General features: G+C 61.5%; 14 protein-coding genes and 1 pseudogene. 9 read left to right on the top strand and 6 right to left on the bottom strand.

Annotated elements, in window-relative coordinates; translation table 11 throughout:
• Window positions 1–75: 75 nt before the first annotated feature.
• Window positions 76–939 carry an MBL fold metallo-hydrolase gene (locus M5B44_RS24495; RefSeq protein ID WP_248740800.1) on the top strand — a complete coding sequence of 288 codons (864 nt, stop codon included), beginning with the start codon at window positions 76–78 and terminating at the stop codon, window positions 937–939.
• A 126-nt stretch (window positions 940–1,065) separates the two neighbouring features.
• The gene (locus M5B44_RS24490) at window positions 1,066–1,926 is read left to right on the top strand and encodes a tyrosinase family protein (RefSeq protein WP_248740799.1); all 861 of its coding nucleotides are present in this window, start codon (window positions 1,066–1,068) and stop codon (window positions 1,924–1,926) included.
• A gap of 12 nt (window positions 1,927–1,938) precedes the next feature.
• Here the strand turns inward: M5B44_RS24490 and bkdR are convergent, their stop codons facing one another.
• Complete coding sequence (gene bkdR / locus M5B44_RS24485) at window positions 1,939–2,427, bottom strand: Bkd operon transcriptional regulator BkdR (protein ID WP_007915088.1); 489 nt, start codon at window positions 2,425–2,427, stop codon at window positions 1,939–1,941.
• Window positions 2,428–2,612: 185 nt separating this feature from the next.
• Between bkdR and M5B44_RS24480 the strand changes: the two genes are divergently transcribed.
• The 5 genes from M5B44_RS24480 (at window position 2,613) to M5B44_RS24460 (ending at window position 8,789) form a co-directional block, all read left to right on the top strand.
• The gene (locus M5B44_RS24480) at window positions 2,613–3,848 is read left to right on the top strand and encodes a 3-methyl-2-oxobutanoate dehydrogenase (2-methylpropanoyl-transferring) subunit alpha (protein WP_114883893.1); all 1,236 of its coding nucleotides are present in this window, start codon (window positions 2,613–2,615) and stop codon (window positions 3,846–3,848) included.
• Window position 3,849: 1 nt separating this feature from the next.
• On the top strand, window positions 3,850–4,908 hold the full coding sequence (locus M5B44_RS24475) for an alpha-ketoacid dehydrogenase subunit beta (protein ID WP_085711528.1): 1,059 nt from the start codon (window positions 3,850–3,852) through the stop codon (window positions 4,906–4,908).
• Complete coding sequence (locus M5B44_RS24470) at window positions 4,909–6,180, top strand: dihydrolipoamide acetyltransferase family protein (RefSeq protein ID WP_248740798.1); 1,272 nt, start codon at window positions 4,909–4,911, stop codon at window positions 6,178–6,180.
• A 4-nt stretch (window positions 6,181–6,184) separates the two neighbouring features.
• A complete protein-coding gene (gene lpdA / locus M5B44_RS24465) occupies window positions 6,185–7,558 on the top strand; it encodes a dihydrolipoyl dehydrogenase (RefSeq protein ID WP_248740797.1) in 1,374 nt (457 codons plus the stop codon).
• A 211-nt stretch (window positions 7,559–7,769) separates the two neighbouring features.
• Window positions 7,770–8,789: a branched-chain amino acid aminotransferase gene (locus tag M5B44_RS24460; RefSeq protein ID WP_085711531.1), complete on the top strand. Its 1,020-nt coding sequence runs from the start codon at window positions 7,770–7,772 to the stop codon at window positions 8,787–8,789.
• Between the two features lie 52 nt (window positions 8,790–8,841).
• Here the strand turns inward: M5B44_RS24460 and M5B44_RS24455 are convergent, their stop codons facing one another.
• Window positions 8,842–9,720 carry a LysR substrate-binding domain-containing protein gene (locus M5B44_RS24455; RefSeq protein WP_248740796.1) on the bottom strand — a complete coding sequence of 293 codons (879 nt, stop codon included), beginning with the start codon at window positions 9,718–9,720 and terminating at the stop codon, window positions 8,842–8,844.
• 106 nt (window positions 9,721–9,826) lie between these two features.
• Here M5B44_RS24455 and M5B44_RS24450 point away from each other — a divergent pair, with 106 nt between their 5' ends.
• On the top strand, window positions 9,827–10,435 hold the full coding sequence (locus tag M5B44_RS24450) for a LysE family translocator (protein ID WP_248740795.1): 609 nt from the start codon (window positions 9,827–9,829) through the stop codon (window positions 10,433–10,435).
• 23 nt (window positions 10,436–10,458) lie between these two features.
• Here the strand turns inward: M5B44_RS24450 and M5B44_RS24445 are convergent.
• The 3 genes and pseudogenes from M5B44_RS24445 to M5B44_RS24435 all read right to left on the bottom strand — a co-directional run.
• Window positions 10,459–11,277, bottom strand: a pseudogene (locus M5B44_RS24445) (TIGR03915 family putative DNA repair protein); the annotation flags it as partial.
• Window positions 11,274–12,494: a putative DNA modification/repair radical SAM protein gene (locus M5B44_RS24440; RefSeq protein ID WP_085711534.1), complete on the bottom strand. Its 1,221-nt coding sequence runs from the start codon at window positions 12,492–12,494 to the stop codon at window positions 11,274–11,276. The gene M5B44_RS24440 and the pseudogene M5B44_RS24445, both read right to left, overlap by 4 nt.
• 88 nt (window positions 12,495–12,582) lie before the next feature.
• Window positions 12,583–13,338, bottom strand: coding sequence for an ArsR/SmtB family transcription factor (locus tag M5B44_RS24435; RefSeq protein WP_248740794.1), 756 nt, complete (start codon window positions 13,336–13,338; stop codon window positions 12,583–12,585).
• A gap of 79 nt (window positions 13,339–13,417) precedes the next feature.
• Between M5B44_RS24435 and M5B44_RS24430 the strand changes: the two genes are divergently transcribed.
• Window positions 13,418–14,518 (top strand): cytochrome P450, encoded by a 1,101-nt coding sequence (locus M5B44_RS24430; protein WP_248740793.1) that lies wholly within the window; start codon window positions 13,418–13,420, stop codon window positions 14,516–14,518.
• Here the strand turns inward: M5B44_RS24430 and dmeF are convergent.
• Window positions 14,515–15,441 (bottom strand): CDF family Co(II)/Ni(II) efflux transporter DmeF, encoded by a 927-nt coding sequence (gene dmeF / locus M5B44_RS24425; RefSeq protein ID WP_119427132.1) that lies wholly within the window; start codon window positions 15,439–15,441, stop codon window positions 14,515–14,517. The genes M5B44_RS24430 and dmeF overlap by 4 nt on opposite strands.
• Between the last annotated feature and the right edge of the window lie 5 nt (window positions 15,442–15,446).

Below are 15,446 nucleotides of genomic sequence, written 5' to 3'. Positions count from 1 at the left end.
TAAGCTGCGGACATTATGTGTTTACATAAAGTGTTGCAACCCTGACTTTCCACCTTCCTGCACAGGACCGTGTCCATGCCCGCGCTGATTGAAGCTTTCCTCGACCCCGCCTCCTCGACCTACAGCTACGTGGTCTACGAGGCCGATGGCGGACAGTGCGCAATCGTCGATCCGGTGCTCGACTACGACGCTGCCGCCGGCCGCACCTGCACGGCCCAGGCAGACAAAATCATCGCCTTCGTGCGCGCTCACCAGCTGCAAGTGCAGTGGCTGCTGGAAACCCACGCCCATGCCGATCACCTGTCCGCCGCACCCTACCTGCGCCGCGAGCTGGGCGGCAAGATCGCCATCGGCGAATCGATCAGCAAAGTGCAGAACGTGTTCAAGGCACTGTTCAACCTCGAGCCGGAATTTCGTGTCGACGGCTCGCAGTTCGATCACCTGTTCGCACCGAACGAGTCCTTCCTGATCGGCAACCTCAAGGCCACCGCCCTGCACGTCCCCGGCCACACACCGGCGGACATGGCCTACCTGATCGACGGCGAGCAGATCCTGGTCGGCGACACGCTGTTCATGCCCGACGTGGGCACCGCCCGCTGCGACTTCCCCGGTGGTAACGCACATCAACTGTTCAACTCGATCCACAAACTGCTGGCCTTCCCCGCCAGCGTGAAACTCTACGTCTGCCACGACTACCCGCCGCAGGGTCGCGCCTCACAGTGCCAGACCACCGTGGGCGAACAACGCAAAAGCAATATCCATGTGCATGACGGCATCGATGAAGCCGCGTTTGTCGAGATGCGCACCAAACGTGATGCGGGGTTGGGCATGCCGACCCTGCTGCTGCCGGCGATTCAGGTCAATGTGCGGGCCGGGAATCTGCCGCCGGCGGAAGGCAATGGCGTGACGTACCTGAAGATTCCAATCAATGCGCTATAAGAAAAAACTGCACAGGGCGTGATGGAGGAAGCTTTTCCCACATCACGCGTCGATAACCATGAACTGGTTTAATTCCGGCCAGCAGGCAGACTTCATTGGGCAATCAACCAATGGAGTTTTGGCAATATGGATATTCGCCGCAACCACCGGGATCTGTCCCGGGATGAGAAATCCGCTTTCATCGACGCGGTTCTGAGGCTGAAAAACAATGTCGACAGCGTACTGCGCCCCGGTCAGCAGAGTCGTTACGACGACTTTGTCCAGATCCACAAGAATTCGATGGGTCGGGGCAACCCGCTGGTCCCCAATCCGCACGGCAGTCCCCTGTTCTTTCCCTGGCACCGGATTCTGATCCGTCAGTTCGAGCTGGCCCTGCAAGCTGCCGTCAATAATCCCGGTATCACCTTGCCCTACTGGAACTGGCAACTCGGGGGTGCGGACAACCCGTTCACCTCCGACTTCATGGGGGGAAACGGCGACAACACGCTGGAGCAGCGCGTCACCACCGGCCCGTTTTCCCGGGAGCATTCTCAATTTGAAGTGGCGGTATGGGACGAGGCGCCGGGAAACACGGGCCTGCTTCGAAACCTGGGGGCAGAAGGTGCCTTGCCGTCGGAAGACGCCGTCATCTCTGCCCTCAACCGGACGCCCTACTGGCTGGAGCCGGCGGGTTGGGAAAACGTGGCGGAAAGAGAGTTGCACAACCCGGTTCACGCCTGGGTGGGCGGCAACATGCTGCACGCGGCCTCCCCGAACGATCCGGTCTTCTTCCTGCATCACTGCTACATGGATCTGCTGTGGGAACGCTGGAAGCATCAACATCCGCGCCTCCCGGCATTTACGTCCAGTGAAGGCGATCCCGCTGCGATGAATGAAACTGCGCTGGTCTTCCACCCGGAGAATGAACCCGCCCCCTGGGCCCAAACATTCACGGTTGGGCAGGCGATCCATACGACGGAGCTGAATTATCGATATGACCGCCTGTAATCCGACCAGCGATCAGTTGCCGAGGGTCAGACCGTTCGCCGGCAACGGCAAAGCGGTCTTGTAGCGCACCTGCTTGAGCGCAAAGCTCGACCGAATGTTGGCCACGCCCGGCACTTTGGTCAGGAAGTCCATCATGAAGCGCTCAAGGGACTGAATGGTCGGCACCAGCACCCGGATCAGATAGTCCGGGTCGCCGGCCATCAGGTAGCACTCCATGACCTCCGGCCGGTCGGAAATCGCTTCTTCGAAATGCTGCAGCGCTTCCTCCACCTGCTTCTCCAGGCTGACGTGAATGAACACGTTTACGTGCAGCCCGAGCAGGTCGGCATCCAGCAGGGTCACCTGCTCGCGGATCAGCCCCAGTTCTTCCATCGCCTTGACCCGGTTGAAGCACGGTGTCGGCGACAGATTGACCGAACGGGCCAGGTCGGCGTTGGTGATGCGCGCATTCTCCTGAAGGCTGTTGAGAATGCCGATGTCGGTACGGTCCAGTTTGCGCATGAGACAAAACCACCTGTTTTTTATGTTTATGCAGATTTTCTATCTGCAAATGATCTCCAGCGCAACGAAACAGAGAGAAATATTCTTCTTGCCCGGGCCTATGATTGTTGTAGGACAAGATTTCTTTTATCGAAGAATGACTGCCAGCTCACTACAAGAAATTCACAAGATCGAGCGTAGAAGCCATGACCCAAGCGTATGAACCGCTGCGTCTGCACGTCCCTGAACCTTCGGGCCGCCCAGGCTGCAAAACCGACTTCTCCTACCTGCATCTGACCGATGCCGGCACGGTGCGCAAACCTTCCATCGACGTTGAACCCGCCGACACTGCCGACCTGGCCCGTGGCCTGATCCGCGTGCTCGACGACCAGGGCAATGCTCTCGGCCCATGGGCCGAAAACGTGCCGGTCGAGATCCTGCGCAAAGGCATGCGAGCCATGCTCAAGACCCGGATCTACGACAACCGCATGGTGGTCGCCCAGCGTCAGAAAAAAATGTCGTTCTACATGCAGAGCCTCGGCGAAGAAGCCATCGGCAGTGCCCAGGCCCTGGCCTTGAACACCGACGACATGTGCTTTCCCACCTACCGCCAGCAAAGCATCCTGATGGCCCGCGACGTACCGCTGGTCGACCTGATCTGCCAGTTGCTGTCCAACGAGCGCGATCCGCTCAAGGGCCGTCAACTGCCGATCATGTACTCGGTCAAGGACGCCGGTTTCTTCACCATTTCCGGCAACCTCGCCACCCAGTTCATTCAGGGCGTGGGCTGGGGCATGGCTTCGGCAATCAAGGGCGACACCAAAATCGCCTCGGCCTGGATCGGTGACGGCGCCACCGCCGAATCGGACTTCCACACCGCCCTCACCTTCGCTCACGTCTACCGTGCGCCGGTGATCCTCAACGTGGTCAACAACCAGTGGGCGATCTCGACCTTCCAGGCCATCGCCGGTGGTGAAGCCACCACCTTCGCCGGACGCGGCGTCGGTTGCGGTATCGCTTCCCTGCGCGTTGACGGCAACGATTTCTACGCGGTCTACGCCGCCTCTGCCTGGGCTGCCGAACGCGCCCGCCGCGGCCTCGGCCCGACCATGATCGAATGGGTCACCTACCGCGCCGGCCCGCACTCGACCTCCGACGATCCATCCAAATACCGTCCTGCCGATGACTGGAGCCACTTCCCGCTGGGCGACCCGATCGCCCGCCTGAAACAGCACCTGATCAAGGTTGGCCACTGGTCGGAAGAAGAGCACGCCGCCGTCAGCGCCGAGCTCGAAGCCGAAGTGATCGCCGCACAAAAACAGGCCGAACAGTACGGCACCCTCGCCGGCGGCCAGATTCCAAGCGCCGCGACCATGTTCGAAGACGTCTACAAAGAGATGCCGGAGCACTTGAAGCGCCAGCGTCAGCAGTTGGGGATCTGACATGAACGACCACAACAACAATATTCAGTTGGAAACCGCCATGACCACGACCACCATGACCATGATCCAGGCCCTGCGCTCGGCCATGGATGTGATGCTTGAGCGTGACGACAATGTGGTGGTGTTCGGCCAGGACGTCGGTTACTTCGGCGGCGTGTTCCGTTGCACCGAAGGCCTGCAGGCCAAGTACGGCACCTCGCGGGTGTTCGACGCACCGATCTCCGAGAGCGGCATCGTCGGGACCGCCGTGGGCATGGGTGCCTACGGTCTGCGCCCGGTTGTGGAAATCCAGTTCGCCGACTACGTCTACCCGGCCTACGACCAGATCATTTCCGAGGCGGCACGCCTGCGTTATCGCTCGGCCGGCGAATTCACTGCTCCGATGACCCTGCGCATGCCTTGCGGTGGCGGCATCTACGGTGGCCAGACTCACAGCCAGAGTATCGAAGCCCTGTTCACCCAGGTCTGCGGCCTGCGCACCGTCATGCCGTCCAACCCGTATGACGCCAAGGGCCTGCTGATCGCCTCCATCGAAAACGATGACCCGGTAATCTTCCTGGAGCCGAAACGCCTGTACAACGGCCCGTTCGACGGCCACCACGAACGCCCGGTAACCCCGTGGTCGAAACACCCGGCCGCACAAGTCCCGGACGGCTACTACACCGTGCCGCTGGACGTTGCCGCCATCGCCCGTCCGGGCAAGGACGTCACCGTGCTGACCTACGGCACCACCGTGTACGTCTCGCAAGTCGCGGCAGAAGAAAGCGGTGTGGACGCTGAAGTCATCGACCTGCGCAGCCTGTGGCCGCTGGACCTGGAAACCATCGTCAAATCCGTGAAGAAAACCGGCCGCTGCGTCGTGGTTCACGAAGCCACCCGCACCTGCGGTTTCGGCGCCGAGCTGGTGTCGCTGGTGCAAGAGCATTGCTTCCACCACCTGGAAGCGCCGATCGAACGCGTCACCGGTTGGGACACCCCCTACCCGCACGCGCAGGAGTGGGCGTATTTCCCTGGGCCGTCCCGAGTGGGCGCGGCGCTGAAACGGGTCATGGAGGTCTGAATGGGCACGCACGTTATCAAGATGCCGGACATCGGCGAAGGCATCGCAGAAGTAGAACTGTCGCAATGGCACGTCAAGGTCGGCGATCTGGTCGTTGAAGACCAGGTGCTGGCGGATGTGATGACCGACAAGGCGATGGTCGACATTCCGTCGCCGGTCCACGGCAAGGTGATTGCACTCGGCGGTCAGCCGGGTGAAGTGATGGCGGTCGGCAGTATTCTGATCAGCATCGAAGTGGAAGGCGCAGGCAATCTGAAGGAGTCCGACAAACCGGCTCCTGTTGCGACGAAAGAAGCACCTGTTGCACCAAAAGTTGAAGCGGTCGTTGAAAGCAAACCCGCCGCGCCACGTACGGCTCCGGTTTGCCAGGGCCCGATGGTTGCCCGCGAAGCCGATGAGCGTCCGCTGGCCTCGCCCGCCGTGCGCAAACATGCGCTGGATCTGGGCATTCAACTGCGTCTGGTGCGCGGCTCCGGTCCGGCCGGTCGCGTGTTGCACGAAGATCTCGAGGCTTATCTGGCCCAAGGTCAGTCGAACGCTTCGGCGCCGGTCGCCGCCGCGTACGCCCGGCGCAACGATGAAGAACAGATTCCAGTGATCGGCATGCGCCGCAAGATTGCCCAGCGCATGCAGGACGCAACTCAGCGCGCTGCACACTTCAGTTATGTCGAGGAAATCGACGTCACCGCGATTGAAGAACTGCGTGCCCATCTGAACGAAAAACACGGCGCCAGCCGTGGCAAGCTGACCCTGTTGCCGTTCCTCGTGCGTGCACTGGTCGTCGCTCTGCGCGACTTCCCGCAGATGAACGCCCGTTACGACGACGAAGCCCAGGTCATCACCCGCCTCGGCGCAGTGCATGTCGGCGTCGCCACCCAAAGCGATGTCGGCCTGATGGTGCCGGTGGTGCGTCACGCCGAAGCGCGCAGCCTGTGGGACAGCGCGGCGGAAATCTCCCGCCTCGCCACCGCCGCCCGCAATGGCAAGGCCAGCCGCGATGAACTGTCCGGCTCGACCATCACCCTGACCAGCCTCGGTGCCCTGGGCGGCATCGTCAGCACTCCGGTGCTGAACTTGCCGGAAGTGGCCATCGTCGGCGTGAACAAAATCGTCGAACGCCCGATGGTCGTCAAAGGCCAGGTGGTGATCCGCAAGATGATGAACCTCTCCAGCTCCTTCGATCACCGCGTGGTCGACGGCATGGACGCGGCGCTCTTCATCCAGGCCATTCGTGGTCTGCTCGAACAACCCGCGACCCTGTTTGTGGAGTGATGGCATGCAAACTCTGAACACCACGCTGCTGATCATCGGCGGCGGCCCCGGCGGTTACGTGACGGCCATTCGCGCCGGGCAACTGGGCATTTCGACCATTCTGGTCGAGGGCGAATCCCTGGGCGGCACCTGCCTGAACATCGGCTGCATTCCGTCGAAAGCGCTGATCCATGTGGCCGAGCAGTTTCACCAGACTCAGCATCACAATCAGCATTCGGCACTGGGCATCAGCGTTTCCGCGCCGACCCTCGACATCACTAAAAGCGTCGAATGGAAGGACGGCATCGTCGATCGCCTGACCACTGGCGTCGCGGCATTGCTGAAGAAGCACAAGGTTCAGGTCATCAACGGCTGGGCCAAGGTCATCGACGGCAAGACCGTGGAAGTCGGCGACACCCGCATCCAGTGCGAACATCTGGTGCTGGCCACCGGTTCGAAAAGCGTCAACCTGCCGATCCTGCCGATTGGCGGGCCGATAATTTCGTCCACCGAGGCGCTGGCGCCGAAGTCGGTTCCGAAACGCCTGATCGTGGTCGGCGGTGGTTACATCGGTCTGGAGCTGGGCATTGCGTATCGCAAGCTTGGCGCCGAGGTCAGTGTGGTCGAGGCGCAGGATCGCATCCTGCCGGCCTACGACGCCGAACTGACCCAACCGGTGCACGAAGCGCTGAAGCAACTGGGTGTGAAGCTGTACCTGAAGCACAGCGTGCTGGGCTTCGACGGTACGTTGCAGGTCCGCGACCCGAACGGCGACACCCTGAACCTGGAAACCGATCAGGTGCTGGTGGCCGTCGGTCGCAAACCCAATACCCAGGGCTGGAACCTCGAAGCGCTGAACCTGGACATGAACGGCTCGGCGATCAAGATCGACAGCCGCTGCCAGACCAGCATGCGCAACGTCTACGCCATCGGCGACCTGAGCGGCGAGCCAATGCTGGCCCACCGCGCCATGGCCCAGGGCGAGATGGTCGCCGAGCTGATCAGCGGCAAGACCCGCGAATTCAACCCGACCGCCATCGCCGCCGTGTGCTTCACCGACCCGGAACTGGTCGTTGTCGGCAAGACCCCGGATGAAGCCAAGGCGGCGGGACTGGACTGCATCGTGTCGAACTTCCCGTTCGCGGCCAATGGCCGGGCGATGACCCTGGAGTCGAAAACCGGTTTCGTGCGAGTGGTCGCTCGTCGGGACAATCATGTGATTGTCGGCTGGCAGGCGGTCGGCGTCGGGGTGTCGGAGCTGTCGACTGCGTTTGCGCAAAGCCTGGAAATGGGCGCGCGACTGGAAGACATCGGCGGCACCATTCATGCGCACCCGACCCTGGGTGAAGCGGTGCAGGAAGCGGCGTTGCGTGCCCTCGGGCATGCATTGCACCTGTAACTCTCAGCCTCAGATCGTTCCCACGCTCCGCGTGGGAACGATCAAAAGAACCGACGCGGGGGAGTTTTTTCATAAGCAGGCTAATAAATCTGCTGATCCCCCCATCGCCCGGGCTGCGAAACCGCTCAAGAATGAAGTATTGTTGTGCCCATCCAAAAAAACGTCAGAAGCCTTGAACCGTTTCGACGGTTGTTAAGTGATAGAGGGTGTCATGGGTAACGAAAGCATCAATTGGGACAAGCTGGGTTTTGACTACATCAAGACCGATAAACGCTATCTGTCGTACTTTCGCAACGGCGAGTGGGACAAAGGCACCCTGACCGAAGACAACGTGCTGCACATCAGCGAAGGCTCCACTGCCCTTCACTATGGCCAGCAATGCTTCGAAGGCCTGAAGGCCTATCGTTGCAAGGACGGCTCGATCAACCTGTTCCGTCCGGACCAGAACGCCGCGCGCATGCAGCGCAGCTGCGCCCGCCTGCTGATGCCGCATGTGTCCACCGAGCAATTCATCGAAGCGTGCAAGGAAGTGGTTCGCGCCAACGAGCGCTTCATCCCGCCTTACGGCACCGGCGGCGCGCTGTACCTGCGTCCGTTCGTGATCGGCGTGGGTGACAACATCGGCGTGCGTACCGCGCCGGAATTCATCTTCTCGGTGTTCGCGATTCCGGTCGGCGCCTACTTCAAGGGTGGCCTGACCCCGCACAACTTCCAGATCTCCAGCTTCGACCGCGCCGCGCCACAAGGCACCGGTGCCGCCAAGGTCGGTGGCAACTACGCCGCCAGCCTGATGCCGGGCTCCCAGGCCAAGAAAGCGCACTTCGCTGACGCCATCTACCTGGATCCGCTGACCCACAAGAAGATCGAGGAAGTCGGTTCGGCCAACTTCTTCGGGATCACCCACGACAACAAGTTCGTGACCCCGAACTCGCCGTCGGTACTGCCGGGCATCACCCGTCTGTCCCTGATCGAACTGGCCAAGTCCCGTCTGGGCCTGGAAGTGGTCGAAGGCGACGTGTTCATCGACAAGCTGTCGGACTTCAAGGAAGCCGGCGCCTGCGGTACCGCTGCGGTGATCACCCCGATTGGCGGCATCAGCTACAACGACCACCTGCACGTATTCCACAGCGAAACCGAAGTCGGCCCTGTGACCCAGAAGCTCTACAAAGAGCTGACCGGCGTACAGACCGGCGACGTCGAAGCGCCAGCCGGCTGGATCGTCAAGGTTTGATCTGACGCCCAGATGCACAAAAGCCCCCATCGAGAAATCGATGGGGGCTTTTTCATGGGGTCTGTTTTTGCAGCCAGGTCAGAAACACCTGAGCCGCTGCGGAGGCCTGCGGCGCAATGCCGTAGTAATAACGGGGTAGCGGCATCCGCAAATCAGGCAACGGGCAGACCAGCCGACCGCTCGACAGGTGCGTGCCCAACAATGTGGTCGGACACAACGCAACGCCCTCACCCGCCACGGCGGCCTCCATGACTCGGTGCATGTAATCGAACTGACGAATCTCCTGGCTTGGACTCTGACTCTGGCCAAAACGCAGCGCCCAGTGGTGCCAGTCTTCGCGTCGGGCCCTGACGGTCAGCAAAGTGTGCCGGCCCAGATCCGCAAGATCCGCCAAGGGGATTCGCTCGATCAGCTCGGGCGACGCCACCATCAACAATTCATCCTCGAACAACGGGTGCGATTCGATGGTCGGCGCCCAGTCGTCGCGGCCACGGCGGATAACAATGTCGAAGCTGTCTCGCGCAGGATCCGGAGACCGGGTCTGGGTGATCACCTGCGGTTCGATGTCCGGATGTTCCGCCGTGAAGTCATCCAGCCGGGGCATCAGCCACAACTGAGCAAAGGACGGCCGGGTGTTGATGGTCACGGTCGGCCGTGCTGCCTGCTGCCGCAACTCGGCAGCAGCGTCGGCAATCTGCGCCAGGCCGGCGCTGACCTGCTGATAAAAACGCTGGCCGGCAGGCGTCAGCAACGATTGCCGGATACGCCGCTCGAACAGCAATACACCCAAGTGTTCTTCCAGCAATTTGATGTGCCGGCTGACGGCGCTATGGCTCACGTGCAGTTCTTCGGCCGCCAGCGTGAAACTCTGATGACGGGCGGCGACCGCAAAGGCGCGAACCGCATTGAGCGGCGGGAGTGATTTGTTCATGGGTCTAATTTAGTCACGTATGCGCTGCATTTAAAGCGTTTGTCACACGTTCGTCACCACGCCAATCTGCCCGCACGCCCAACCCCGCGCCCCGACGGAGCCAGACATGCACAGCTACGGACTCTTTGTACTCTTCGCCACCCTGACCATTTTGAGCCCCGGCCCGGGTGTGGTGCTGACCCTGTCCAACGCCGTACGCCTGGGCTGGACCGGCGCAGTGCCCGGGATTCTGGGGATTGCCTCGGGGGCCTTCGTGGTTGCCGCCGTCAGTGCAACCAGTGTCGGCCTGATCCTCAGCGCCTCGGCGACGGCCTTTACCGTGCTCAAATACGCCGGCGCCGCTTACCTGTTGTACCTGGGTTTCAAGAGCTGGCGTTCGGATAGTTTCCGCACCCTGCAACACGTCCGCCCCTCGCGCCCGAGCTACCGCTTTCTGGAAGCCGCGTCCCTGCAGTTTCTCAATCCCAAAGCCATCTTCTTCTTTCTGGCAGTGTTCCCGCAGTTCATCGACACCACACAGGCTTTCCTTCCGCAGTTCTTCAAACTGGTGGCTTCTTACGCGGTGCTGGTGATTCTGGTACACGGCAGTTATGCGCTGCTCGCCAATGCCGCCAAAGGTTGGCTGTCGAGCCCGAAAGGTTCCTGGCTGACGGCGAAAGTCTCGGGGGTGACCTTTGCCGGTTTTGGTTTGTTGATGGCTTCGGTGACGCGTTGAACGGACGGCGGATGCTCCACCTGTTTCAACGCAATACGTTTGCCGCCACGCCCGGCGATGCCGCCGGCCTGCCCGTTCTGCTGTTTGCCCATGCGCGCCTGGGTAATCAATCCGGGGATCAATTCGCCCTCTGGCAGATTCTTCCAGAAGCGCATGGGCAAGTGCCCTTGCATGACCTTCTCGTTCAACCGCGCCGGGTTGAAGATGTGGCTGTAGTACGCTAGCCACAGCTCACCCTGCGGATCGTCAACGTTCTGCGCCAGTTGCTGCCATTCCACCGGGCACTGGCGCTGATGAACCAGTTGTTCGCCATCGTAATAAACCCCGTCCCGTGGCGTAGCGATCAGCCAGCGATGACGCCCCATGCGCCCGATGAAGTGTTCACTGGCGCTATGCAGAATGTCGTGGGCCGGTTCGTGCCACGCGACGTATTGCGGGCCCGGCAGCCCTGACGGGCGCTCGATGAAGCGCACGAACGCATGCAGATGATGGGCCTCGCGCTGCACCTGCTTGATCCGCCGCTGTAACTCGCTGCCGAGTTTGTCGCCGACCATCATTGCCGTGCGATCGCCATGACTGACGCGCCAGAGCACTTCGTAAAGCAGACTCCAGCGCTGATCGCCACGGTAGCGTGACGCTTGTTCCAGGGTGTCGAGCAACGCACGCGGAATCCGCGCCTGAAACGGCCCCTGCCCTTCAGGCACCGACACATCACTGGCAAACAGATCACTCACCCCTTCCGACGCCCAGCTCACCAGGCTGGGATCGATTTCATGGCTGAGCAACCAGCGTGCCTGTTGGCGCCAGGTGTCGAACAAGTCATCGCAATCAAGATTGATCATCCCCACAACCCCATCTGCTGCGGCATCGGCCGGTCGCGCAACTGCTGATAGAGCATCTGGCTGGTGACTTCTGCCTGCTGCGGGTGATAGTCGCTGGTGATGATGAATGGCTTGGCTTTGGCCAATACGCAGCGCATGCGCGCCACATCTTCGTAGCGGATGCGCCGCTGCCGACGCAGCTCCACCAATCGCTCGGTGGTACGCAGGCCAATGCCGGGAATGCGTGAGATCAGCGCCGGTTCGGCGCGATTGAGATCCAGCGGAAACACCTCGCGATTCTGCAGCGCCCAGGCCAGTTTCGGGTCGATGTCCAACGCCAGATTGCCCGGCCCCTGAAGCAATTCACCGGCGGTATAGCCATAACCGCGCAATAGAAAATCAGCCTGATACAAGCGGTGCTCACGCATCAGCGGCGGCGCGGCCAGCGGCACGCTTTTCGGGCTGTCGGGAATCGGGCTGAATGCCGAGTAATAGACCCGGCGCAATCGGAAGTTGCCATACAACGCCTGGGCACTGTGGAGGATGGTGCTGTCGTCGGTGTCATCGGCACCGACGATCATCTGCGTGCTCTGCCCGGCCGGGGCGAACTTCGGAGCGCGGGGTTCGTTGAGCACGGTCTGCACGCCGGTATAGATGGTGTTCATCGCCTGCTTGATCGAGCCGATCTGCTTCTCCGGCGCCAGTGTCTGCAAACTGGCATCGGTGGGCAATTCGATGTTGACGCTCAAGCGGTCGGCATAACGCCCGGCCTCTTCGATCAGCGCAGGATCGGCTTCGGGAATGGTCTTGAGATGGATGTAGCCACGGAATTCGTGTTCCTCACGCAGCAACTTCGCAACACGCACCAGTTGCTCCATGGTGTAGTCCGCCGACCGGATGATCCCGGAGCTGAGGAACAACCCGCTGACGCAATTGCGCCGGTAGAAATCCAGGGTCAGCGTCACCACTTCCTCCGGCGTGAAACGCGCCCGGGGCACGTCGCTGGAGCGTCGGTTGACGCAGTATTGGCAGTCGTAGAGACAGAAATTGGTCAGCAGAACCTTGAGCAGCGACACGCAACGCCCGTCCGGCGTGTAGCTGTGACAGATACCCATGCCATCGGTGGAACCCAGCCCGCTCTTGCCCTCGGAGCTGCGCTTGGGCGCGCCACTGCTGGCGCAGGAGGCGTCGTACTTGGCGGCGTCAGCGAGGATGCTGAGCTTGTCGATAAGTTGCATGGCACGGACCTTATACTGTTCGCATATACAGTATAGAGTCCGTCCGCGGGCGACAAGCCGTAAAACGACCCTTTGTCAGTCGGACTTATTACAGTCGGCTGTCGGCTGCGATGGTCGAAGATTTACGCATCTGGGCAGGCTGCATCGCTTCGGGCCATTTCACCCCGAACCGCGCCGTCATCTCCTTGCGTCCCGCCGCCGTCAACGTCAGCGCCCGACTGTCCAGATCCTGCGTCACCCATTTACGCTTCAACGCCACCTGCAACAGCGCCGCTCCAAGCGATCCACCCAGATGTGGCCGGCGCATGCTCCAGTCCAGACACGGGCAGGCAAACCGTCGGCGTAACGTCGAAAGATCCCTGACCTCGACTCCCAACCCTTCGAACAGCGACTCTCCGCTCTCGCTCAAGCGATACGCCTGCTCATCGGTCTCCACCAGCCAACCGCCCTCCAGCAACCGGTCATGCAGCAGTACCGCCAGCGTCCCGGCCATGTGGTCGTAGCAGGTGCGGGCGAATTGCAGGCGATCGGGCGTGTGTGGTTTGAAGGTCGGCGCGGGGTTCTGGCCGATCACCATCAGCGCTTCCAGTGCCTGGGCCACGCGCTTGTCGGCGAGGCTGTAATAACGGTGGCGGCCCTGCACGTGCAGACGCACCAGTGCCAGGTCCTTCAGTTTGGCCAGATGTGCGCTGGCGGTGGAGGCGCTGACGTCGGCGAGGGTTGCCAGCTCCGTGGCGGTGCGGGCGTGGCCGTCCATCAGCGAGCACAGCATTTTGGTTCGCGCCGGCTCCGCGATGGCGGCGGCCACTTGCGAGACGCCGATGTCTGCATGTTCTGCGTGCATATTTCGCTCCCGGACGAATCATCGCCCTCAAGGACTGGAGATAGTAGCAACACTTTCCCCACCGACAAGGTTGCGATCCATGGACCCGATCATCGCTGCGACTCACGCCGATCCCTATCCCTACTACGCCGAACTGCGCGCGGCGGACGGGCTGACCTTTCATCACGGACTGAAACTGTGGGTGGCCAGCAGTGCCCGGGCGGTTTGCGCAGTGTTGGCGCATGCGGATTGCCGGGTGCGTCCGGTGCAGGAGCCGGTGCCCAAGGCGATTGCCGATGGCATGGCGGGCAAGGTGTTCGGCCAGCTGATGCGAATGAATGATGGCGAAGATCAGCGTTGCCCGCGTTCGGCCATTGAGCCGCCGCTGGGGCTTATCAATGACAAAGATGTCAAAGTGCTGATCGCCGCGCGGTTGATCACAAACGATGCCGACGGCTTATATAAGGCCATGTTTCGCGGCCCGGTGTGCGTGGTCGCGGCTTTGCTCGGATTCACTCCGGCACAAGCGCGGACGATCAGTGAGCTGACCGCCGATTTTGCAGCGTGCCTGTCGCCGCTGAGTAATGACCTGCAACTGGCGGCAGCCCATCGGGCGGCGGAGCAATTGCACGGTTACTTCATTGAATTACTGGCAGATCCGAACCTGTTTCTCGCCGACATTCAGCAGCGCTTTTCAGGCGAAGAGGACGTGCTGATCGCCAACCTCATCGGCCTTTGCTCGCAGACCTTTGAAGCCACCGCCGGCCTGATCGGCAATGCGCTGGTGGCGTTGCAGCGTCAGCCGGAATTACACAACGTGTCGGTCGATTCGCTGTTGGCAGAAGTCCAGCGCTTCGATCCGTCGGTGCAGAACACCCGACGATTTGTCGCGAACACCTGCGAAATCGACGGCGTTCGCTTTGAAGCAGGTGACGTGATTCTGGTGTTGCTCGCCTCGGCCAACCGCGACCCGGCACTGAATGAAAACCCGGATCAGTTTCTGCCGGATCGCCCCAACCGCCGCAGCTTTACGTTCGGCAGCGGCCGGCATCAATGCCCGGGACAAAGGTTGGCACTGACCATTGCCAGCGCCACCGTAGGTGAAATCCTCGCCCATGACATCGACCTGACGCGGTTCACCTGGCACTACCGCCCTTCGCTGAACGGACGCATTCCGCTGTTCAGCGAAGTACGGGCTTAGGCGCTGCGCAATTCGATGGTCAGGTGCGACAGCTCATGCACCGGCGCCAACCGCTCGCGAATCGCCTCGGCAGTCACGCCCGCAGCCGCCACCACACTGACAATCGCCGCCCGCGCCTGCGGGCCGACCTGCCACACGTGCAGGTCGCTGATGCGCACGTCGTCGGAGGTTTCCAGCAGCTCGCGGATTTCCTCGGCCACCGGTTCATCGGTGGTGTCGAGCAGCACGGCGGCGCTGTCGCGCATCAGGTTCCAGGCCCATTTGGCGATGACGATGGAACCGACGATGCCCATCACCGGATCCATCCAGACCCAGCCCAGATAACGACCGGCCAGCAGCGCGGCAATCGCCAGCACCGAGGTCAACGCATCGGCAAGTACGTGCACGTAGGCTGAACGCAGGTTGTTGTCGTGATGGTGGTGATGGCCATGATCGTGGCTATGGCCGTGGTCATGATGACCGTGATGGCCGGCCAGCAAAAAGGCGCTGAGCAGGTTGACACCCAAGCCGACCACGGCAATCAAGGTTGCTTCGCCGAACGCCACGCTGGTGGGCTCGAACAGACGGAAAACCGATTCCCCGGCAATGCCCAGCGACACCAGCCCCAGCACCATGGCCGAGGCGAAACCCGCCAGATCGCCGACCTTGCCGGTGCCGAAACTGTAACGGCGGTTGTTGGCATTGCGCCGGGCAAAACCATAGGCCGCCGCCGCGATGCCCAAGGCGCCGGCGTGGGTCGCCATGTGGAAACCGTCGGCCAGCAGCGCCATGGAACCGGTGAGGTAACCGGCGGCAATCTCGCCGATCATCATCACGAACGTCAGCGCCACCACCCACAAGGTGCGTCGGGCGTTGTCGTCGTGGGATGCACCGAGGAACTGGTGATCGTGGGAAAAGTCGTCAGAGCGAGTCGTCAGATTCATGGTGT

Origin of the sequence: Pseudomonas sp. MWU12-2029 (genome assembly GCF_023242425.1) — a bacterium.
GTDB lineage: Bacteria > Pseudomonadota > Gammaproteobacteria > Pseudomonadales > Pseudomonadaceae > Aquipseudomonas > Aquipseudomonas kribbensis.
This window is presented reverse-complemented; position numbering and strand designations above follow the sequence as displayed.